Source organism: Pseudomonas sp. 478 (genome assembly GCF_003254125.1).
GTDB lineage: Bacteria > Pseudomonadota > Gammaproteobacteria > Pseudomonadales > Pseudomonadaceae > Aquipseudomonas.
Genome location: NZ_QKZG01000021.1, coordinates 25,260 through 46,243, shown reverse-complemented (window position 1 = coordinate 46,243; position 20,984 = coordinate 25,260). Strand labels below are relative to the sequence as shown.

The 20,984-nt window shown below is 59.2% G+C and carries 17 protein-coding genes; 9 read left to right on the top strand and 8 right to left on the bottom strand.

Annotated features, from left to right (window positions below):
- Positions 1–8 precede the first annotated feature (8 nt).
- The 5 genes from DFS28_RS29315 to DFS28_RS29290 all read right to left on the bottom strand — a co-directional run bounded on the left by DFS28_RS29315 (position 9) and on the right by DFS28_RS29290 (position 7,164).
- Positions 9–1,256: an ABC transporter permease gene (locus DFS28_RS29315; RefSeq protein ID WP_111452563.1), complete on the bottom strand. Its 1,248-nt coding sequence runs from the start codon at positions 1,254–1,256 to the stop codon at positions 9–11.
- Between the two features lie 178 nt (positions 1,257–1,434).
- Positions 1,435–2,478: an ABC transporter substrate-binding protein gene (locus DFS28_RS29310; protein WP_111452562.1), complete on the bottom strand. Its 1,044-nt coding sequence runs from the start codon at positions 2,476–2,478 to the stop codon at positions 1,435–1,437.
- A 50-nt stretch (positions 2,479–2,528) separates the two neighbouring features.
- Complete coding sequence (locus DFS28_RS29305; protein WP_008147213.1) at positions 2,529–3,653, bottom strand: ABC transporter ATP-binding protein; 1,125 nt, start codon at positions 3,651–3,653, stop codon at positions 2,529–2,531.
- Positions 3,654–3,996: 343 nt separating this feature from the next.
- Positions 3,997–4,650: a response regulator transcription factor gene (locus DFS28_RS29295; RefSeq protein ID WP_178082239.1), complete on the bottom strand. Its 654-nt coding sequence runs from the start codon at positions 4,648–4,650 to the stop codon at positions 3,997–3,999.
- Positions 4,651–4,767: 117 nt separating this feature from the next.
- A complete protein-coding gene (locus DFS28_RS29290; protein ID WP_111452561.1) occupies positions 4,768–7,164 on the bottom strand; it encodes a PAS domain S-box protein in 2,397 nt (798 codons plus the stop codon).
- A gap of 73 nt (positions 7,165–7,237) precedes the next feature.
- On the opposite strand from DFS28_RS29290, the gene DFS28_RS29285 reads away from it, so the two are divergent.
- Positions 7,238–8,230: an alpha/beta hydrolase family protein gene (locus DFS28_RS29285; protein WP_111452560.1), complete on the top strand. Its 993-nt coding sequence runs from the start codon at positions 7,238–7,240 to the stop codon at positions 8,228–8,230.
- 120 nt (positions 8,231–8,350) lie between these two features.
- On the opposite strand, the gene DFS28_RS29280 is transcribed toward DFS28_RS29285, so the two are convergent.
- The 3 genes from DFS28_RS29280 to DFS28_RS29270 are packed head-to-tail and all read right to left on the bottom strand — an operon-like array spanning position 8,351 to position 10,807.
- Positions 8,351–9,118 (bottom strand): TerB family tellurite resistance protein, encoded by a 768-nt coding sequence (locus tag DFS28_RS29280; RefSeq protein ID WP_111452559.1) that lies wholly within the window; start codon positions 9,116–9,118, stop codon positions 8,351–8,353.
- A gap of 1 nt (position 9,119) precedes the next feature.
- Complete coding sequence (gene murU / locus DFS28_RS29275) at positions 9,120–9,791, bottom strand: N-acetylmuramate alpha-1-phosphate uridylyltransferase MurU (RefSeq protein ID WP_111452558.1); 672 nt, start codon at positions 9,789–9,791, stop codon at positions 9,120–9,122.
- Complete coding sequence (locus DFS28_RS29270) at positions 9,788–10,807, bottom strand: aminoglycoside phosphotransferase family protein (protein WP_111452557.1); 1,020 nt, start codon at positions 10,805–10,807, stop codon at positions 9,788–9,790. The genes murU and DFS28_RS29270 overlap by 4 nt, the downstream gene beginning before the upstream one ends.
- Before the next feature lie 130 nt (positions 10,808–10,937).
- Here DFS28_RS29270 and DFS28_RS29265 point away from each other — a divergent pair, with 130 nt between their 5' ends.
- From DFS28_RS29265 to DFS28_RS29230, 8 genes are all read left to right on the top strand, one after another.
- On the top strand, positions 10,938–13,763 hold the full coding sequence (locus tag DFS28_RS29265) for an LPS-assembly protein LptD (RefSeq protein ID WP_111452556.1): 2,826 nt from the start codon (positions 10,938–10,940) through the stop codon (positions 13,761–13,763).
- Entirely contained in the window at positions 13,744–15,060 is a 1,317-nt protein-coding gene (surA, locus tag DFS28_RS29260; RefSeq protein WP_146604234.1) for a peptidylprolyl isomerase SurA, read from the top strand. Before DFS28_RS29265 ends, surA begins: the two co-directional genes overlap by 20 nt.
- The gene (pdxA, locus tag DFS28_RS29255; RefSeq protein WP_111452555.1) at positions 15,057–16,046 is read left to right on the top strand and encodes a 4-hydroxythreonine-4-phosphate dehydrogenase PdxA; all 990 of its coding nucleotides are present in this window, start codon (positions 15,057–15,059) and stop codon (positions 16,044–16,046) included. Before surA ends, pdxA begins: the two co-directional genes overlap by 4 nt.
- Entirely contained in the window at positions 16,043–16,861 is an 819-nt protein-coding gene (rsmA, locus tag DFS28_RS29250) for a 16S rRNA (adenine(1518)-N(6)/adenine(1519)-N(6))-dimethyltransferase RsmA (protein WP_111452554.1), read from the top strand. Before pdxA ends, rsmA begins: the two co-directional genes overlap by 4 nt.
- Before the next feature lie 121 nt (positions 16,862–16,982).
- Entirely contained in the window at positions 16,983–17,363 is a 381-nt protein-coding gene (gene apaG, locus DFS28_RS29245) for a Co2+/Mg2+ efflux protein ApaG (RefSeq protein WP_046052365.1), read from the top strand.
- Positions 17,363–18,244: a symmetrical bis(5'-nucleosyl)-tetraphosphatase gene (locus tag DFS28_RS29240; RefSeq protein WP_111452553.1), complete on the top strand. Its 882-nt coding sequence runs from the start codon at positions 17,363–17,365 to the stop codon at positions 18,242–18,244. The genes apaG and DFS28_RS29240 overlap by 1 nt, the downstream gene beginning before the upstream one ends.
- 33 nt (positions 18,245–18,277) lie before the next feature.
- Complete coding sequence (gene glpE, locus DFS28_RS29235) at positions 18,278–18,607, top strand: thiosulfate sulfurtransferase GlpE (RefSeq protein WP_008147200.1); 330 nt, start codon at positions 18,278–18,280, stop codon at positions 18,605–18,607.
- 296 nt (positions 18,608–18,903) lie between these two features.
- A complete protein-coding gene (locus DFS28_RS29230) occupies positions 18,904–20,826 on the top strand; it encodes a PrkA family serine protein kinase (protein WP_033056218.1) in 1,923 nt (640 codons plus the stop codon).
- Positions 20,827–20,984 lie beyond the last annotated feature (158 nt).

Genomic DNA, 20,984 nt, shown 5'->3' with positions numbered 1-20,984 from the left:
TTCTCCCCTTAGCTCAGGCGCAGGCGACTGGCGCCCACCAGCCAGCTGTAAATCAGATAAAGCACCACGGTTGCCAGCAGCAGCAGCCCACCGAGTGCGGTCGCCATGCCCCAGTTGATGCTGGTGTTGGTGTAGAAGGCGACGAAGTAACTGACCATCTGATCGTTCGGACTGCCCAGCAAGGCAGGGGTGATGTAATAGCCGATGGCGAGGATGAACACCAACAGGCAACCGGCGCCGACACCGGCATAGGTCTGCGGGAAGTACACCCGCCAGAAACTGGCGAACGGATGGCAGCCGAGGGAAATCGCGGCACGCATGTAGGTCGGCGAAATGCCTTTCATCACGCTGTAGATCGGCAGAATCATGAACGGCAGCAGGATGTGCACCATGGAGATGTAAACCCCGGTGCGGTTGAACACCAGTTCCAGCGGTTTATCGATGATGCCCATCGCCATCAGGCCGCTGTTGATCAAGCCACCCGATTGCAGCAACACGATCCACGCGGCGACCCGCACCAGGATCGAGGTCCAGAACGGCAGCAGCACCAGAATCATTAGCAGGTTGCTTTGCCGCGACGGCAAGTTCGCCAGCAGGTAGGCCAACGGATACGCCAGCACCAGGCAAATGGCGGTGATGATCAGGCCCATCCAGAACGTCCGGGCAAAAATGTCGAGGTAGATCGCCTGATCGGGCGTGGCCGGGGCGATTTCGCCGAGGTCGTCGATACGGTGATCGACTGCCGCCAGCAAGTAATAAGGCGTGATGTTGCTGGTGTTGCGGCGCACGGCTTGCCAGTAGGCCGGGTCGCCCCAGCGCTCGTCGAGACCTTCCAGCGCTTCTTTATAGGAGGTCGGTTCGGTGGCGAACGGTAAGGCACGTGCGGTTTTGGTCAGCAGGCTGCGGTAGCCGGCCAACTCCATGTTCAAGCGCTTGGACAGGTCGCCCAAAGTCTGATTCTTGCGGGCTTCAGCGAGGTCTTCGCTGGCGGCCTTGTAAACCGGTTCCGCAGGCAGGCCTCGGCCATCCCAACTGACGATAGCTGCCACAGTGCGCGGCATGCCGCCGACCACTTCCGGGTTACCGACACTTTTGTAGAGCAGCGCCACGATGGGCACCAGGAACACCAGCAACAGAAACAGCACCAACGGCGCGATCAAGGCTTGTGCTTTCCAGCGGTTGATCCGCTCGGCGTGCTTGAGCCGCTGCTTCAAGGTGCGGTCGATGCCCGCGTTCAGGGGAATGGCGGTGGCCATGGCGTACTCCGGAAATCTTTGATCAATACAGAGATGGGAATACCACCTCGATCGTTATGTGGGAGCGGGCTTGCTCGCGAAGGCGTCGGTACAGCCGGCATCAATGCCGATTGATCTACCGCTTTCGCGAGCAAGCCCGCTCCCACAGGGTGGGCAAGCCCGCCATCACAGGTCGTGCTTACTTCGCAGCCCAGGAATTGAAGCGCTGTTCCAGTTGCTCACCGTTGTCAGCCCAGAAGCTGACGTCGATCTGCACCTGGTTGGCGATGTTTTCCGGGGTGGTCGGCATGTCTTTGAGGACATCCTTGGCCAGCAGCGGTACGGCTTGAATGTTGGCCGGGCCGTAGGCGATGTTTTCCGAGTAGGTCTTCTGCTGCTGCGGCGCCACGGAGAACGCGATGAATTTCTTCGCCGCTTCAGCGCGTGCTTTATCCAGACCTTTTGGGATGGCCCATGCGTCGAAGTCGTAGATACCGCCGTTCCACACGACTTTCAGGTTGCTTTCTTTCTGCACGGCAGCGATCCGGCCGTTGTAGGCCGAGCTCATGACCACGTCGCCGGAAGCGAGGTATTGCGGCGGTTGCGCGCCGGCTTCCCACCACTGGATGCTTGGTTTGAGCTCATCGAGCTTCTTGAACGCGCGGTCCTGACCGTCCTTGCCGGCCAGTACTTTGTAGACGTCTTTCGGCGCAACGCCGTCGGCCATCAGAGCGAATTCCAGGGTGTACTTGGCGCCTTTACGCAGGCCACGTTTGCCCGGGAATTTCTTGGTGTCCCAGAAATCCACCCAGCTGGTCGGTGCAGATTTCAGCTTGTCGGCGTTGTAGGCCAGCACGGTCGACCACACGAAGAAGCCCACGCCGCATGGCTGGATGGCGCCTTTGACGTAGTCTTCGGACTTGCCGAACAATTTAGGATCAAGCTGCTCGAACATGTCTTCGTCGCAACCACGGGACAGTTCTGGCGATTCAACTTCTACCAGGTCCCAGGACACGCTCTTGGTGTCGACCATGGCTTTGACCTTGGCCATTTCGCCGTTGTACTCGCCCGCCACGATCTTGCCGTTACCTGCCGCTTCCCACGGTGCGTAGAAGGCTTTGACCTGCGCCGCCTTGTTCGCCCCGCCAAAGGACACCACGGTCAGGTCCGGGCCCGCCGCCATTGCGTGTGCCGCGCCGATCATGCCCATGACCAAAGCGGTGAATTTCAGGGATCTCAACATTTATTGTTCTCTCCACGTGCAGGGTTGGTGTTGTTGAAGCAGGGGGGCGATCAATGCGCCTCTAGAAGTGGGTCGAGCGCGCGAACGTGTTCGACCTGCCAGCCAAGCGGTACTACGTCGCCGACGGCCAGCGCGGGATCGAGCTCGGCAATCGGTTGTTTCACAAAGAAATCGGTCTTGCCGCAGACTTCCAGGCGAACCCGGACGTGGTCGCCCAGGTAGATGAATTCCTCCACCCGCCCTGAGAAGCGGTTGACGCATTGATCGCTAGCGCCGTTGAGGCTAATGCGCTCGGGGCGAATCGACAGCGTGACCGGTTCACCGGTCTTGCCGACGTTGACCGCCAGGGCTTCAACCTTTTCACCGCGTCCCAACTCAACCACGCAGCGGTCGCCGGTGTGGCTGTGCAAGCGGCCGTTGAGGCGGTTGTTCTCGCCGATGAAGTTGGCGACGAAGGTGTTTTTCGGCTCTTCATAGAGGGTGCGCGGTGGCGCGATCTGCTGGATTTCGCCCTGGTGGAACACGGCTACACGGTCGGACATGGTCAGGGCTTCGCCCTGGTCGTGGGTCACGTAGACCACGGTCACGCCGAGGCGCTGGTGCAGGTGCTTGATTTCCATCTGCATGTGTTCACGCAGTTGTTTGTCCAGTGCGCCGAGGGGTTCGTCCATCAGCACCAGTTGCGGTTCGAACACCAAGGCGCGGGCCAAAGCCACACGCTGTTGCTGACCGCCGGACAGTTGCGCCGGATAACGCTGGGCGAAGGTGTCGAGCTGAACCATGCTCAGGACTTTTTTGACCTTGTCGCTAACGTCGCTCTTGTTCAAGCCGCGCACGGTCAACGGGAACGCCAGGTTCTCGGCGACCGTCATGTGCGGGAACAACGCGTAGTTCTGGAACACCATGCCGATGTCGCGTTTGTGCGGCGGCACGTTGTTGATGGAACGCCCGGCCAGCTGGATTTCGCCTGCGGTCGGTGTTTCGAAACCGGCGAGCATCATCAGGCTGGTGGTCTTGCCGGAGCCGGACGGCCCGAGCAAGGTGAGGAATTCGCCTTTGCGAATCTCCAGGTTGAGGTCTTTGACGATCAGGTTCTCGCCGTCGTAGCTTTTTTGCACTCCACGAAAGCTGACCAGAATATCGCTGGCCCCTGCGTTTGAATCGACCTGGCTCATACCCACACCTTTTTTGTGATGACTGCTGTGGACTAAGCCTAGTGGACGCTGCTGACCACGCAAATCGGGGCGCAGGAGAGAATGGCCTCAGCAGGATGGAAGGTTGAGTGTAGGGATTGCCCTACAAGGATGGCGCGTTTTGGCAAACACAGCGGCAAGCTGTCAGCTACAAGCCGCAAGGACAGGCAAAAGCGGATTTGCGGGGTGTCGCAAATGGATATGCCACTACTATCCCTGTGGGAGCCGGCTTGCTCGCGAAAGCGGTTGGTCAGGCAATATTGATTTCGACTGACACGGCCCCTTCGCGAGCAAGCCCGCTCCCACAATGGTCGGGTGGTGTGCTTTAGAGGAGTTTGTGCTCCATGGCGTACTTCACCAGTTCCGCCAGGGAGGTGATGTTGAGTTTCTGCATTAGCCGCGCCTTGTGGGTGCTGATGGTTTTGCTGCTCAAGGCCAGTTGCTGGGCGATGTCGTTGACGTTGGCGCCCTGGGCCAGGCGTTCGAACACCGAGAATTCGCGCTCGGACAGCAACGAGTGCAACGGCCGCGAATCGGTCAGGCCGACTTCGAAGACCATGCGGTCGGCCAGGTCCGGGTCGATGTAGCGCCCGCCCGCCGCGACCTTGCGGATCGCCGTCAGCAGCAGCGCCGGATCGCTGTCCTTGGTCGCATAACCCGCAGCGCCGACCTTCAACGCACGGGCGGCCATTTGCGCTTCGTCGTGCATCGACAACACCAGAATCGCTGGCGGATTGTTCAGCGCACGAATCCGCGGAATCGCCTCCAAGCCGTTAACCCCAGGCATGGAGATGTCCAGCAAGACCACTTCACAGGGAACATGGCGCAACGTCTCGAGCAACTGCTCGCCATTGCTCGCCTCCCCTACCACCAGCAAATCCTTGGCCAGGCCGATCAATTGCTTGATGCCTTCGCGGACGATGGTGTGGTCTTCGGCTACCAGTACACGGATCACGTTCTTCTCCAGATTCAAGATCATTCGCGAGCAAGCCCGCTCCCACAGTGATTGGGGAGAGCCAAAGATTTCTGCACTTACACAACTCCCTGTGGGAGCGGGCTTGCTCGCGAAGGCGTCTGCCCAAACAACTCAAAACCCTCAGGCCTCATCCAGCGGCACTCGCACGCTCAGGGTCGTGCCTTCACCCGGTTCACTCTCAAGCGACAACTGCCCGCCCATGATCAACACTCGCTCGCGCATGCCGACCACCCCGAAGGAGGTTGACCTACCGGTAGCGGGGACAAATCCTACGCCATCATCGCTGACGGTCAGACACAACTCGTCGCCTTCCAGCGCCAATGTCAGTTCGACAGTATGCGCCTGGGCATGGCGCATGACATTGGTCAGCGCTTCCTGAAGGATCCGGAACAGGCCAATCGCCTTGGCATCACTGAGCACCGGCAGGTTCTCCGGCACCTGCACCAGACACGGAATCTGCGTGCGCGCCTCGAATCGGCGAGCCTGCCATTCGATGGCCGAGGCGATCCCGGCGTCGAGAATCGGTGGCCGCAGTGCCGTGGCTACATCGCGAACCAGTTGGAACAGCTGCGCTATCAGTCGCTTCATGCTGTTCAAGCGTTCGTTCAAACCGGGATCGAGCTGCGCGTAGGCCAGTTCGCACATGGAGGTTTCCAGTTTGAGCACGGTCAACATCTGACCGAGTTCGTCGTGTACTTCCCGGGCGATGCGGGCTTTTTCCTCTTCCCGCACACTCTCCAGGTGCGCGGACAATTCACGCAACTGTTCGCGAGAACTGGCCAGTTCCAGTTCGATGCGCTTGCTCTCGCTGATGTCCCAGACGATCCCGTCCCAGACATAGGCGCCGTCTTCGAGTCGGCGGGTGATGGCCTTGATTTCGGCCCAGCGCTGTTCGCCCGAACGGGTGAGAATCCGTCCCTGCCACGACCAGTCACTGTCGGTGTCCAGCGCATGATCCTGGGTTTGGTGATAACTGGCCTTGTCGTCGGGATGCACCAGACTGCGCAGGCCTTTGTCGCGATGGGCCAGGGTGGCCGGCGAGTAACCGACCAGGCTCTCGCTGCCTTCACTGATGTAGGCAAAATCGATCTGCCCCGTCACCGGCGCCCGTTCCAGACGAAAGACCAGTCCTGGAACGTTGGCGGCGATCCCTTGCAGACGCGCCTCGCTTTCCTGCAACGCAGCCAATGCACGACGGCGCTCGGTGACGTCGTTGAGGTAAACCACCAGATATTCACTGTCGCGAAACCGCAAAAAGCTCAGCGAAACGTCCACCGGCAGGTTGCTGCCATCCGCCCGTATGCAGTTGGTTTCAAAACTTTGCGGGCCGTCCTCACTGGCCCGGGCGCGTTTCCACAGGTTCAGCCAGCGATCCATGTGCAAGCCGGGCTCGAAGTCGATCAGCGGCCGATCAATGATCCCGCCCGCCGGATAACCCAGCATGGTTTCGGCCGCGCGATTGGCGTAGCGCACATGGCTGTCCCAGTTGACCCAAAGAATGCCGACAGTGCTCTGGTCGATGGAAAACTGAGTGAGGCGCAAGGCTTCTTCACTGGCGGCACGCAGGGCAATGTCTTCGCGCGCGGCCCGCAAACGATGCTCAAGACTGTGCTGTTGCCGACGCTGCCAGAACACGATGGCCATACTGCTCAGCATCAGCACCGCCAACAACAGACAGAGGTTTTGCCAGAAACCCGGGGACTCGGTCAGGCGCGGGTATTTGGGTTGCAGCCATTGATTGTGCAGCTGCTCCAGGTCCTTGGCCGGGATCGCCCGCAGCGCGCTTTCAACGATGCCGGCCAGTTCCGGCCAATCCCGGCGCGTGGCCACCCGCAACAGTTGCGGCAAGCCGATATCACCGACCACCACCAGCCCGGCGAACTCAGGTTCGGCGGACAAACGCCCCAACTGAGCTTCGTCGACCACGGCGTAACTGGCCTGTTGACTCAATAACAGTTGCAGTGCCTGGCGTTCGATCGGTACGCCTTGAAGATTCAGGTGCGGGTAATTGCTGCGCAGGTAATCGGCGGTGGCGCCGGGCATGCGCACGGCCACGCGGGTCTGGCTGTCGAGTTTTTCCAGCTCGACCACGCCAGTGCTTTTCTGGTCGCTGACCACCAGTTGCGGCACCCGCATATACGGGTCGGAAAACTGCCAGAGCCGCAGGCCACCGGGGGTTTGGGTCAGCCCCGGAGCGATGTCGATTTCACCCTCGCGCGCGGCGGCTTCCAGTTGCTCCAGGTCGGGAAAGTTGCGCCAGCTCAGCTCGACTTTGAGCGCCTTTGCCAGCCACTTCATCAGCTCGACATTGACCCCGGACAAACGCTGCAAGCGGCGATCGTATTGGGCGTAAGGCACCTGCAACACCAGCCCCACGCGCAATTCGCCATGCTGCGCCAGCCATTGCTGCTGGCCCGCGGACAATTGCGCGACGTGCACCGGTGGCGCGGGAGCCGCCCAGCCCATCAAGGGAAACCACAAACAGCCGATAACCCACAGGCAGCGAAAACGCATCATCGAAATCTCACACACTGACAAATACTGACCAACCCATTAGGCTGCCGGAATAACTTCTGGCCTGGAATATCCGATGCCCCCTGTCTACCGCCTGGCACTGCCAGCATTGTGCCTGTCGCTAATCCTGCCTTGCGCCTTTTCTGTCGAGGCCGCTGACCCGGTGCCTGCCACTACGGAAACACCGGCCGAAGAAAAACCGGTCGAGCGCCAGCCGCTGCTTGAGCGTAGTCAGGAAGAAGCGTCTGCACTTGAGCGACAGATCCCGGCTCAGGAACAGCAGCAACTGCAAGCGGGCAGCGACACGTTTCTGGCCTTGTGGAAACCGGCCAATGCCGCCGAACCCAAAGGCGCGGTGATTATCATCCCGGGCGCCGGCGAAACCGTTGACTGGCCGCAAGCAATCGGTCCATTGCGACGTAAATTGCCGGACGCCGAGTGGAGCAGCCTGAGTATCACCTTGCCGGACCTGCAAAGCGATGCCATTGCGCCGCGTATCGTAGAAATCGCACCTACACCAAAAGCCGCTGACACCGGCAGCAAAAACTCGACCACTGCCGCGCCCATCGAACAAGCGGCAGGCGGTGAAGCGGAGGTGGCGGACAAGGCGATCGCCGAAACCACCGAGGAACAGGCCAAAGCCGACGCCGAACGAATCTTCGCCCGCATCGACGCCGCCATTGCCTACGCCGAACAGCAAAGCGCTCGCCGCATTGTCGTGCTGGGGCATGGCACTGGCGCTTACTGGGCCGCGCGCTACCTGAGCGAGAAGCAGCCCTCGCAAGTCGAGAAGTTTGTGATGGTCGCCGCTCAGATGCCGGTGAAAGCCAAACCGGAGCTGGCCGAGCTGACAACGACCCTGAAGCTGCCCACCGCAGACATCTTCTATATGGACAAGCCGTTGGATCGCAACCTGGCACTGGAGCGTTTGCAAGCCAGCAAACGCTTGAAGACTTCGGGGTTCAGTCAGGTCTCGCTCAAGGCTTTACCGGGTAATTCCAAGGCTGAGCAAGAGCAGCTGTTCCGGCGGGTGCGAGGCTGGTTGAATCCACAGAACGCGGTCAACTGATAGACCGCGCCGCCCCCTTCGCGAGCAAGCCCGCTCCCACATTTGTCCTGTGTATACCGGTCAAATGTGGGAGCGGGCTTGCTCGCGAAGGGGGCGTACAAACACTACAAATCTGTTGCCCTAACGAAAATTCCGCCGCGCGCGAATCAATGTGTAGGCGCTATGCAGTTCGCGAGTCTTGTCAGTGGCTTCGCGCACCTGCAGCGCCGTCGCACCGCTGCCGGCGATCTTGTCCGGGTGATGGCGACTCAGCAGGCGTCGATAAGCACGCTTGATCTGCGCCGGCTCGGTGGTCGCCGAAACGCCCAAAAGCCGCAGAGCATCTTGATAGGTCAGCGCGGTGCTGGCCTGTGCAAACTTGTGCTGCTCGTAATCGGCTGCCAGAGCCTGCACCTGTTGTGACGTCCAGCCCAGCCATTTACCCCACTGCCTGATCAGCTCTCGTTCAGCACTGCCGGCGCGGCCATCCGCCCAGATCATCCGCCAACAGGCGCGCAAGACGCCTTCGGCCGCATGAGGCTGAGCGCTCAAGCGGCGCAAATACCCACGCAACCGGTCATTTCCCGACTTGCCGCGATTGAACGCGGCAATGGCCCGGAGCTGGGCCGACTCGGTCATGTCCAGAGAACGCATTTCCTGACGGGCCTGCTGGATATGGCCCTCGACCACCCTTCCATCGCTCTTGGCCAGGCGTCCCAACAACACAAACAGCAATTCATCGTTGCGCAGCACCGGGCGGCCACCGAGCTTTTCTCGCAAGTGCGCCCAGCTCTGTATGTGCAAGTGCCGATCCAGCACCTGCCCCAACAAGGCGCCAAGCATGGCCCCCGGAATGCTGGCGATGTAAAAGCCCGCTCCGGCTCCAATCAGAGTCCCTGGCCACAACATGTCAGCGTCTCGCTTCTAACAGGGTTTCGACTTCAGCCAGACGCTCGTGAGTGCCAACATCCACCCAATGTCCCTTCAAGTGCTCGCCGGTGACTTGTCCATCGGCCATGGCCTTGCGCAGCAGCGGCGCAAGCTTGAAGGCGCCGGCAGAGCAACCGTCGAACAGCTGCGGGTGCAGGACCGCGATGCCGCTGTAGGTCAGGGTTGCAGTGCCCGGTTGAGCGTCGCGTACTTGCCCGTCGATCAGGTTGAAATCGCCAGTCGGATGATGGGCAGGGTTGTCCGCCAACACCAGATGCGCCAGCCCGGTGATGGGGTGGTGCAACATGCTGAAGTCGTAGTCGGTCCAGATGTCACCGTTGACCACCATAAAGGCCTCGTCACCCAGCAACGGCAGCGCGCGGAAAATCCCGCCTCCGGTTTCCAGTGGTTCACCTTCCGGCGAGTACTGAATACGTACGCCGTATTGCGAACCATCACCCAGGTAGTTTTCGATCAACTGGCCGAGCCAGGCATGGTTGATTACCACCTCGGTAAACCCCGCCACCGCCAAGGCTTTCAAGTGATACTCGATCAACGGTATACCGCCCGCGCGAACCAGCGGTTTCGGCGTGGTCAGGGTCAGCGGGCGCATGCGCTCGCCTTTCCCTGCGGCCAGAATCATTGCCTTCATGCATTCACTCCAGCACGTAGACTCAGCAGCAACACATCCAGCTCGGCCAGTTCAGGACGGCGGGCGATCACGGCGTCTATATAAGCAAAGAAGCGTGGCACATCGCCGAGATAGCGAGGCTTGCCGTCACGGTGACAGATGCGGGCAAAGATGCCGATCACTTTCAAGTGCCGCTGCACGCCCATCAGGTCACTGGCACGCAGGAAATCTTCGAAGTCGGGCTGAACCGGGATTCCGAGATCGCCCGCTTGCTGCCAGTAAGCTTGCAGCCAGCCGCGCACACGTTCCTCGGGCCAGCTGAGGAACGCATCCTTGAACAGGCAGGTCACGTCGTAGGTCACGGGACCATAGACTGCGTCCTGGAAATCCAGCACGCCAGGATTTGGCTCGCTGAGCATCAGGTTGCGTGGCATGTAATCGCGGTGCACCAGCACTTTGGGCTGGGCCAGTGCGCTGTCGATCAATAGCTCAGTTATGTTCTGCCAGAGTATTTGCTGCGCCGAGTCGAACTCGATGCCCAACTCGCGCTTCACGTACCACTCAGGGAACAACTCCAGCTCACGGCGCAGCAGCGCCACGTCATAACTTGGCAGCGGTGCAACCATCGGCAACTGCTGAAAAGCCAGCAGTGCTTGCAGGGCATCCTCGAACAAATCGTCAGCATTTTCGCTGTCGATCACGTCAAGGTAAGTCTTGTTGCCCAGGTCATTGAGCAAAAGAAAACCACGTTCGAGGTCTTCAGCATAAATTTTCGGAACATTTATTCCGGATTTCGCCAGCAAAAAAGCGATATCCACGAAGGGTTTACAGTTTTCCTGGGGCGGTGGCGCGTCCATCACGACGAAGCTTCTGCCCTCGCCTTCCCAGCGAAAATAACGTCGAAAACTCGCATCGCTACTGGCCGCGGTCAACGTGGCCGGGGGTACGACACCCCAATTCTGCTCTGCAAAGAGGACAGCCAATTGCTCATCGAGCCAAACTTTCAGGTGTTGCAAACGTACATCTTGGTCAGGCATTGCAAGGGTCTCCGACGGCGCTAGCCGTCAAGCGGGTCATGCTTTATTATCCAGCATCTTTTTCAGACCATCGAGAGGCGTGCGGCCCACACCGCGGGCAGATGGCACGCAGGAAGCCCGGACTAATAAGATGGCATTGAAATCCCCCGCGTTTCGTAAAAAATTTCCGTTGTTGGTTACCGGCAGTCTGCTGGCCCTGCAACCTCTAGCCACTTCGTTCGTGGTCGCCGCGGAACAGTATGACTGCTCAGTCTCTGCTTCGGGTGCCTGGAACTGTGCGCCAAAATCTCCAGCAGCTGCGCTGCCACCTCGCCCCGTCCATGACGGCAGTGCGGCGGCAAGCACCAGCGGCGAGACTCCGGCTGACAGCGGTTTAAGTCAAGACACCGGTGCCAAGCCTGTGCTGGTGACCGAATCCAAGGGCCGTGGCCTGAAGTCGCGTAGCGAAGACTACAGTCACCTCGACTGGGTTCCGCGCGAGAAGCTCACTGCAGCGCAATTGGCCGAAACAGGTCCTTACTGCTCTGGTTCCTATATCGAACCCATTCGTCCTGGCATGAATGACAAGACGAATAAAAGTGACGCTCCGACCTTTCTCGGCGCCAAAGCCTCTCGCTATAAGCAGGATGAGCAGGTCGCGACCCTCGCGGGCGACGTGGTCATGCGCCAGGGCAGCATGCAGGTCGAAGCCGACGAAGCGAACCTGTACCAGGCCGAGAGCCGTGGCGAACTGAGCGGCAACGTCCGTGTTCGCGACAACGGCGCACTGATCGTTGGCGACCACGCCGACGTACAGCTCGACACCGGTGAAGCCAAGGTCGACAACGCCGAATACGTGATGCATAAATCCCGTATCCGCGGTAATGCGCTGTACGCCAAACGTGCCGAGAACGCGATCATCCGCCTCAAGGATGGTACGTACACCACGTGCGAACCGAACAGCAACGCCTGGCAGCTCAAGGGCAACAACATCACCTTGAACCCGGCCACCGGTTTCGGTACCGCGACCAACGTGACACTGCGGGTCAAGGACATTCCGGTTCTGTACACGCCGTACATCTATTTCCCGATCGACGACCGTCGCCAGTCCGGCTTCCTGCCGCCGACCATTGGCACCGGCAGCGATACCGGCTTCATGCTGGTCACACCGTATTACTTCAACCTGGCACCGAACTACGATGCCACGTTGTACCCGCGCTACATGGCCAAGCACGGTCTGTTGATGGAAGGCGAATTCCGTTACCTGACCAAGTCCAGCGAAGGTCAGTTCGGCGCCGCGTACCTCAACGACGAATCCAACGATCGCGACAAACAGACCGACGCCGAAAAAACCCGCTACATGTACAACTGGCAGCACAAGGGCGGTCTCGACTCGCGCGTTCTGACTCAAGTCGATTACACCAAGATCAGCGATCCGTATTACTTCCAGGATCTGCAGACTGACCAGATTGGCGTGAAAAGCGCGGATTATGTGAATCAGCAGGGTTCTGTCACGTATCGGGGCGACAGCTATGTCGCTCGCATCAACGCTCAGGCTTATCAGCTGGCGACCGTTTCAAACATCACTCCGTATGACCGCTTGCCGCAGATCACCTTTGACGGTGCACTGCCGGTACATCCGGGCGGCCTGGATTTCGCATACAACACGGAAATCGTGCGGTTTGATCGGGATTTGAAAACCGGTAATTACACAGATGAAGATGGCGGGCCGCTTAATGCGGATGGCACCATCGGTACTCCACGTCTTGATACCAACGTTTTCGGCCTGGCCCGGGCCAACGGCAATCGTCTCAACGTAGCTCCGGTTGTCAGCTATCCGATGAATGCGACTTATGGTTTCCTGAAACCGTCGCTCAAATATCAATACACCCAGTACGACCTGGATCTCGATAACAAGGGCAAAGCTGACATCGCCAGCCAAGGCGCTGAAGGCGATCGACTCAACGGCACCTTCGGCAGCAACCAAAGCCGTGGCGTGCCGATCGCCAGCATCGATAGCGGCCTTTACTTCGATCGCAACACGAACTGGTTCGGCAAAAACTATCGCCAGACCCTGGAACCGCGCCTGTACTATCTCTATGTACCTGAGAAAGACCAGTCCGACATTCCAGTCTTCGACACCGGCGAATACACCTTCAACTACGCGTCGCTGTTCCGTGACAACCGCTTCTCCGGCTCCGACCGCGTCGGCGACGAGAACAAACTGTCTCTGGGCATAACCAACCGCTGGATCGAAGACAATGGCTTCGAACGTCAACGCATCAGCGTCGGCCAGGCCATGTATTTCAAGGATCGCGAAGTTCAGTTGCCGGGTATCGATGCAAAAACCCGCGACGACGCGCATGCCAACGTTTCACCCTATGCGCTGGAATACGAATACCGCTGGAACCGTGATTGGCGCACCACGGCCGATTACAACTGGGACCCGGACAGCCGCAGCCCTCGCTCGGGCAGCGCGATGTTCCACTACCAGCCTGAAGACAACCCGAACAAGGTCATCAACGCCGGCTATCGCTATCGCAATGACCAGGTCCGTTACGACCAGAACACCGGTAAATGGTCCGTCGGCGGTGGTGACTACGGCACCCCGGGCCAACCTGGCTACGTGAAGGACTACTACAAGATCGAGCAGCACGATTTCTCGGTGATCTGGCCGATCGTGCCGCAATGGAACGCCATCAGCCGCTGGCAGTATGACTACAACCGTAACCGTACCCTGGAAGCTTTCGGTGGCTTCGAGTACGACAACTGCTGCTGGAAACTGCGCCTGATCAACCGTTACTGGGTTTCCTATGACGAATTCAGTCAGGAAGCTCCGCAAAACGAAAAAGGCGACCACGGCATCTTCCTACAAATTGTTCTGAAGGGACTCGGCGGCCTCACCGGCGCCAAAGTAGAGAGCTTCCTCGACAAAGGCATCCAAGGTTATCGTGAACGTGAAGACCAAGCTTTCTGATTGTCTGCGCCCGCTGATGCTGGGCGCGCTGTTCCTGGGTACCGCGGCGAACGCCGCGGTGCAGTCCATCGATAAAGTGGTGGCCATTGTCGATAACGACGTGGTCATGCAGAGCCAACTGGACCAACGCGTTCATGAAGTTCAGCAAACCATCGCCAAGCGCGGCGCTGCCGTACCGCCGGCCAACGTGCTGGATCAGCAGGTACTTGAACGTCTGATCGTCGAAAACCTGCAACTGCAGATCGGCGAACGTTCGGGTATCCGCATTACCGATGAAGAACTGAACCAGGCTGTCGGCACCATTGCCCAGCGCAACAACATGTCCGTGGATCAATTCCGCGCGGCCCTGACTCGCGACGGTCTGTCTTACGACGACGCCCGTGACCAGATTCGCCGCGAAATGGTCATCAGCCGTGTGCGTCAGCGTCGTGTGGCCGAGCGAATCCAGGTTTCCGAACAGGAAGTGAAGAACTTCCTCGCTTCCGACCTTGGCAAAATGCAACTGTCCGAAGAATTCCGCCTGGCCAACATCCTGATTCCTACGCCGGAAAGCGCCAACTCCGACGCGATTCAGAATGCAGCTAAACAGGCCGACGCGGTTTACCAGCAGCTCAAGCAAGGCGCTGACTTCGGTCAGTTGGCAATCGCCAAATCCGCCAGCGAAACCGCACTGGAAGGTGGCGACATGGGCTGGCGTAAAGCCGGTCAACTGCCACCTCCGTTCGATCGCATGCTGAGCACCATGGCTGTCGGCGACATTACCCAGCCAATGCGCACACCGGGCGGCTTCATCATCCTGAAGATCCTCGACAAGCGTGGCGGTGAGACCCAGACACGCGATGAAGTGCACGTGCGTCATATCCTGGTCAAACCGAGTCCGATCCGCGACGAAGCAAAAACCAAAGCCCTGGCTCAGTCCCTCTACACCCGAATCGAAGCGGGCGAAGATTTCGGCGAACTGGCGAAAAGCTTCTCGGAAGATCCGGGTTCCGCCCTCAACGGTGGCGACCTGAACTGGGTCGACCCGAATGCACTGGTTCCCGAGTTCCGCGAAGTGATGGCCAAGACCCCACAAGGTCAGCTGTCCAAGCCGTTCCAGACCCAATATGGCTGGCATGTTCTGGAAGTCCTTGGCCGTCGCGCCACTGACAGCACCACCCAGGCCCGCGAGCAGCAGGCAATGACCGTATTGCGTAACCGCAAATATGACGAAGAGCTGCAAACCTGGCTGCGTCAGATCCGTGACGAAGCGTACGTAGAGATCAAACTCCCTGGTGCAGACCAGGCAGCGCAGTGAACCCCAAACGTTTCGCGCTGACACCCGGCGAACCGGCCGGCATAGGTCCCGACCTGTGCCTGCTGCTCGCCTCGCAAGCCCAGCCACATCCCCTGATTGCCATTACCAGCCTCGACCTGCTCCTTGAGCGGGCCGTGCAGCTGGGTGTGGTTGTCGATTTGCTGCCGGTAACCCCGGACAACTGGCCGGATGTACCCGCACCAGCCAACAGCCTGTATGTCTGGGATACACCGCTCAACGCCAAGGTCACTGCCGGGAGACTGGACAAGGCCAACGCGGCTTTCGTTCTCGAAACCCTGACCCGAGCGGGCCAAGGCTGCCTGGACGGGCATTTTGCCGGCATGATCACAGCCCCTGTGCACAAGGGCGTGATCAATGAATCCGGGATCGCCTTTTCCGGGCACACAGAATTTCTCGCCGACCTGACCCATACCGCACAAGTGGTGATGATGCTCGCCACTCGAGGATTGCGCGTAGCGCTGGTCACCACTCACCTGCCTCTTCGCGAGATTGCCGATGCGATCACGCCGGAGCGTCTGGAACGGGTCACGCGAATTCTGTACGCCGATCTGCAAGAAAAATTCGGCATTGCCCAGCCACGCATCCTTGTGTGTGGGCTCAACCCCCATGCCGGCGAAGGCGGACACCTGGGCCATGAAGAAATCGACATCATCGAACCTACATTAGAGCGCCTGCGCGGCGAAGGAATGGACCTTCGTGGCCCCCTGCCCGCCGACACTCTGTTTACCCCCAAGTATCTGGAGCACTGCGATGCAGTGCTGGCGATGTACCACGACCAGGGCTTGCCTGTGCTGAAGTACAAAGGCTTCGGTGCGGCAGTCAACGTGACCCTCGGCTTGCCGATCATCCGCACATCGGTCGACCACGGCACTGCCCTGGACCTGGCCGGCAGCGGCAAAATCGATACCGGCAGCCTGCAAGTCGCCCTGGAAACCGCCTACCAGATGGCCGAGACCCGTTTATGACCGAGCATTACCAACACAAGGCGCGCAAACGCTTTGGCCAGAACTTCCTGCACGATGCCGGCGTTATCGACCGCATCCTGCGCGCCATCCGCGCCAAGCCCGAAGACCGTCTGCTGGAAATCGGCCCTGGCCAGGGTGCGCTGACTCAAGGCCTGCTCAACAGCGGCGCCCAGCTGGACGTGGTGGAGCTGGACAAGGATCTGATCCCGATCCTCAACCAGCTATTTGCCAGCAAGAGCAATTTCAACCTGCATCAGGGCGACGCGCTGAAGTTCGACTTCACCAGCCTGAACGCTGCGCCGAACAGCCTGCGGGTGGTCGGCAACCTGCCGTACAACATCTCTACGCCGCTGATTTTTCACCTGCTGCATAACGCCAGTCTGATTCGCGACATGCATTTCATGCTGCAAAAGGAAGTGGTCGAGCGCCTGGCAGCAGGCCCTGGTGGTGGTGACTGGGGTCGCTTGTCGATCATGGTTCAGTATCACTGCCGGGTTGAACACCTGTTCAACGTTGGTCCGGGCGCGTTCAATCCGCCGCCCAAAGTCGATTCGGCTATCGTGCGCCTGGTGCCTCACGCGGTGTTGCCGCACCCGGCCAAGGATCACAAGCTGTTGGAACGTGTCGTGCGCGAAGCCTTTAACCAGCGCCGCAAGACTCTGCGTAACACCCTCAAGCTGCTGCTGAGCAACGCTGAAATCGAAGCCGCCGGCGTTGATGGCAGCCTGCGCCCCGAACAGCTCGATCTGGCCGCCTTCGTGCGCCTGGCCGACAAGCTCAGCGAACAAGTCCTACAGACGCCCGCCGCCGACTGACAGGCTATGAGCGTTATCGGGTAGGACACCAGCCTTCATGTCTGGTTTACTACCCGATACTTGGCCTAGACTGATCTCCATCAGCTACGCCCCGCGTTCCGCTTCGTTTAAGGCCTCTTGCATGTCCGATCCTCGTTACCAGGTCGACGTCAGCGTCGTCACCCGCTATCTGGCAGAACAATCGCAACCCGAGCAAAACCGCTTTGCCTTCGCCTATACCATCACCGTGCACAACAATGGCGAGCTACCGGCCAAACTGTTGTCGCGGCACTGGGTGATCACCGACGGTGACGGGCATGTCGAAGAGGTTCGCGGAGCCGGCGTTGTTGGCCAGCAACCGTTGATCGACGTCGGCGAAAGCCACACCTACAGCAGTGGCACCGTCATGACCTCCAAGGTCGGCACGATGCAGGGTACTTATGAAATGGTTGCCGACGACGGCAAACACTTCGACGCCATCATCGCCCCATTCCGCCTGGCGGTGCCCGGAGCCCTGCACTGATGGCAACGTACGCCGTCGGCGATCTGCAAGGCTGCCTTCAAGCACTGCAATGCCTGCTCAGACAAGTCGCCTTCGACCCGACACGGGATCGTCTGTGGCTGGTCGGCGATCTGGTCAACCGTGGCCCGCAGTCCCTGGACACCTTGCGCTTCCTCTATAGCATCCGCGAATCGCTGGTATGCGTGCTCGGCAACCACGACCTGCACTTGCTGGCTGCCGGAAAAAACATCGAACGCCTGAAGAAATCCGACACCCTGCTCGAGATTCTCGCCGCGCCCGATTGCGCGGAACTGCTGGAGTGGCTGCGCCAGCAAAAGCTCATGCACTACGACGAACAACGCAATGTCGCCCTGGTACATGCCGGCATTCCGCCCCAGTGGTCGCTGCGCAAGGCCTTGAAGTATGCCGCCGAAGTCGAGACGGCATTGCGCGATGACAACCTGTTGCCGCCCTACCTCGATGGCATGTACGGCAACGATCCGGCGAAATGGGACAACGACCTCAAAGGCGTGACACGCCTGCGGGTGATCACCAACTATTTCACCCGCATGCGGTTTTGTACTGCCGAGGGCAAGCTTGACCTCAAAAGCAAGGAAGGCCTCGACAACGCGCCACCGGGTTACAAACCCTGGTTTGAGCACAAAGAGCGCAAGACCAGGGGCCTGAAGATCATATTCGGCCACTGGGCTGCTCTGGAAGGCCGATGCAATGAGCCAGGCATCTCGGCCCTCGACACCGGTTGTGTCTGGGGTGGCGCCCTGACCCTCATGAATGTCGACAGCGGTGAACGCCTGTCTTGCAAATGCGACGAGCATGGCCTTGCCCTGCCGCCAGTCGCCACACTTATCCCCGAACCATCGTCAGCAAGCGCCCCGCGCTAGACTGCGCTTTCAGCCGAGCCACAGGAGCCCGCCATGAGCGAATTCAAACGTATCCCCCCGGAACAGGCCCAGGCCCTGCGCGAACAAGGCGCGGTGGTGGTCGATGTTCGCGACCCAGCAACCTTTGCCGCACTGCACATCGCCGGCTCGAAGCATCTGGATAACCACTCCATCTCGGATTTCATCCGCGCTGCCGACCTCGACGCACCGACAGTGGTGGTCTGCTACCACGGCAATTCCAGTCAGAGCGCCGCTGCGTACCTCATTAGCCAGGGCTTCTCCGACGTCTACAGCATGGATGGTGGCTTTGAGCTGTGGCGTACGACTTATCCTTCGGAAACGGCGCAAGGCACTTCCGAATAATTTTTTTGTAACGCGCAAGCCCCGGTCCCCGTGGGCTCGCGCGGTGGCAGACGAACGGTCTGCCACAACTAATTACGTATCTCGCCTTTACCTGTCGAATAAGCAACTATCCTTAAGCGCAGGCCATCCAAAACAGGGGAGAGCCGGTACACCGGCGCGCGGGTCATCGGGAGTAGCTTTCGGGGTAGTCAGCTTCGAAAGAGTTCTGGGGGGTAAACAGCGACTGCATATTCGGTCGCTGCCAGCATCGACTGAATGATCCGGCGTCGGCTCCACGTATCGAGCGAGGTGACGTCATGAGTATCTTTAGCCACTTCCAACAACGCTTCGAGTCCACACGCCAGGAAGAACTCTCGCTGCAAGAGTATCTTGAACTGTGCAAAAGCGACCGCAGCGCCTACGCCTCCGCCGCCGAGCGTCTGTTACTGGCCATCGGCGAACCGGAGCTCCTCGACACCTCGGCCAACTCGAGGCTGTCGCGAATCTTTTCCAACAAGGTAATCCGCCGCTATCCGGCCTTTGAAGACTTCCACGGGATGGAAGAATGCATTGACCAGATCGTGTCGTATTTCCGCCATGCCGCTCAGGGCCTGGAAGAGAAGAAACAGATTCTCTATCTGCTCGGCCCTGTGGGTGGCGGTAAATCATCCCTGGCCGAGAAGCTGAAACAGCTGATCGAAAAAGTGCCCTTCTATGCGATCAAGGGCTCGCCGGTATTCGAATCGCCTCTGGGTCTGTTCAACGCCACTGAAGATGGCGCGATCCTCGAGGAAGACTTCGGCATTCCACGGCGCTATCTCAACACCATCATGTCGCCGTGGGCGACCAAACGCCTCGCCGAATTCGGCGGCGACATCAGCCAGTTCCGTGTGGTGAAGCTGTATCCGTCGATCCTCAACCAGATCGCAGTGGCCAAAACCGAGCCGGGAGATGAAAACAACCAGGACATCTCGGCACTGGTGGGCAAGGTCGATATCCGCAAACTGGAAGAGTTCCCGCAGAACGATGCCGACGCCTACAGCTACTCGGGCGCACTGTGCCGGGCAAACCAGGGCCTGATGGAATTCGTCGAAATGTTCAAGGCACCGATCAAGGTGCTGCACCCACTGCTGACCGCCACACAGGAAGGCAACTACAACAGTACCGAAGGTCTGGGAGCCATTCCGTTTACCGGGATCCTGCTGGCCCACTCCAACGAATCTGAATGGCACACCTTCCGCAACAACAAAAACAACGAAGCCTTCATCGACCGGATCTACATCGTCAAAGTGCCGTATTGCCTGCGGGTCAGCGACGAAGTGAAGATCTACGACAAGCTCTTGTTCAACAGTTCCCTGGCCAAGGCTCACTGCGCGCCTGACACCCTGAAGATGCTTGCCCAGTTCACCGTACTCTCGCGACTGAAAGAGCCTGAGAACTCCAACATCTACTCCAAGATGCGCGTGTATGACGGCGAAAACCTCAAGGACACCGATCCGAAGGCCAAGTCGATCCAGGAATACCGCGATAACGCGGGTGTCGACGAAGGCATGAACGGCCTGTCGACCCGCTTCGCGTTCAAGATCCTGTCGAAAGTGTTCAACTTTGATCCGCACGAAATCGCCGCCAACCCGGTGCACTTGCTGTACGTGCTGGAACAACAGATCGAACAGGAACAATTCCAGGCGGAAACCCGCGAACGCTATCTGCGCTTCCTCAAGGAGTACCTGGCACCGCGTTATATCGAATTCATCGGCAAGGAGATCCAGACCGCCTACCTCGAGTCTTACAGCGAGTATGGTCAGAACATCTTCGATCGCTATGTGCTGTACGCCGACTTCTGGATCCAGGACCAGGAATACCGCGACCCGGAAACCGGCGAGATCCTCAACCGCGTAGCGCTGAACGAAGAACTGGAGAAAATCGAAAAACCGGCCGGCATCAGCAATCCGAAGGATTTCCGCAACGAAATCGTCAACTTCGTACTGCGCGCCCGGGCCAATAACAACGGCAAGAATCCGACCTGGCTCAGCTACGAAAAACTGCGGGTGGTCATCGAGAAGAAAATGTTCTCCAACACCGAGGACCTCCTGCCGGTCATCAGCTTCAACGCCAAGGCCAGCAAAGAGGACCAGCAGAAGCACAACGACTTCGTCACACGGATGGTCGAGCGGGGCTACACCGACAAACAGGTACGACTGCTGTCCGAGTGGTACCTGCGGGTCAGAAAATCACAATAACCCGCTGCCGGTCAGACCGGTTGTCGTCAGCCAGAGGCCTGTGTACGCATTTTCTGTTACACAGACCTCTGGGAGGTGTTCGAAAGTCGGTAGCGAGGTTCAGTCAGCGTCCAAAAGCGCTTGGGGGAGCGTGAACATCCCTTGGCACCGTCGATGCT

Excerpts from the sequence above, each read along its gene's own strand:
- DFS28_RS29285 (WP_111452560.1), top strand. The coding sequence starts at position 7,238 with ATGCCCCCTGTCTACCGCCTGGCACTGCCAGCATTGTGCCTGTCGCTA.
- DFS28_RS29280 (WP_111452559.1), bottom strand. The coding sequence starts at position 9,118 with ATGTTGTGGCCAGGGACTCTGATTGGAGCCGGAGCGGGCTTTTACATC.
- murU (WP_111452558.1), bottom strand. The coding sequence starts at position 9,791 with ATGAAGGCAATGATTCTGGCCGCAGGGAAAGGCGAGCGCATGCGCCCG.
- DFS28_RS29290 (WP_111452561.1), bottom strand. The coding sequence starts at position 7,164 with ATGATGCGTTTTCGCTGCCTGTGGGTTATCGGCTGTTTGTGGTTTCCC.
- DFS28_RS29230 (WP_033056218.1), top strand. The coding sequence starts at position 18,904 with ATGAGTATCTTTAGCCACTTCCAACAACGCTTCGAGTCCACACGCCAG.
- DFS28_RS29310 (WP_111452562.1), bottom strand. The coding sequence starts at position 2,478 with ATGTTGAGATCCCTGAAATTCACCGCTTTGGTCATGGGCATGATCGGC.
- DFS28_RS29305 (WP_008147213.1), bottom strand. The coding sequence starts at position 3,653 with ATGAGCCAGGTCGATTCAAACGCAGGGGCCAGCGATATTCTGGTCAGC.
- apaG (WP_046052365.1), top strand. The coding sequence starts at position 16,983 with ATGTCCGATCCTCGTTACCAGGTCGACGTCAGCGTCGTCACCCGCTAT.
- DFS28_RS29315 (WP_111452563.1), bottom strand. The coding sequence starts at position 1,256 with ATGGCCACCGCCATTCCCCTGAACGCGGGCATCGACCGCACCTTGAAG.
- DFS28_RS29265 (WP_111452556.1), top strand. The coding sequence starts at position 10,938 with ATGGCATTGAAATCCCCCGCGTTTCGTAAAAAATTTCCGTTGTTGGTT.
- DFS28_RS29270 (WP_111452557.1), bottom strand. The coding sequence starts at position 10,807 with ATGCCTGACCAAGATGTACGTTTGCAACACCTGAAAGTTTGGCTCGAT.
- DFS28_RS29295 (WP_178082239.1), bottom strand. The coding sequence starts at position 4,650 with ATGATCTTGAATCTGGAGAAGAACGTGATCCGTGTACTGGTAGCCGAA.
- DFS28_RS29240 (WP_111452553.1), top strand. The coding sequence starts at position 17,363 with ATGGCAACGTACGCCGTCGGCGATCTGCAAGGCTGCCTTCAAGCACTG.
- rsmA (WP_111452554.1), top strand. The coding sequence starts at position 16,043 with ATGACCGAGCATTACCAACACAAGGCGCGCAAACGCTTTGGCCAGAAC.
- glpE (WP_008147200.1), top strand. The coding sequence starts at position 18,278 with ATGAGCGAATTCAAACGTATCCCCCCGGAACAGGCCCAGGCCCTGCGC.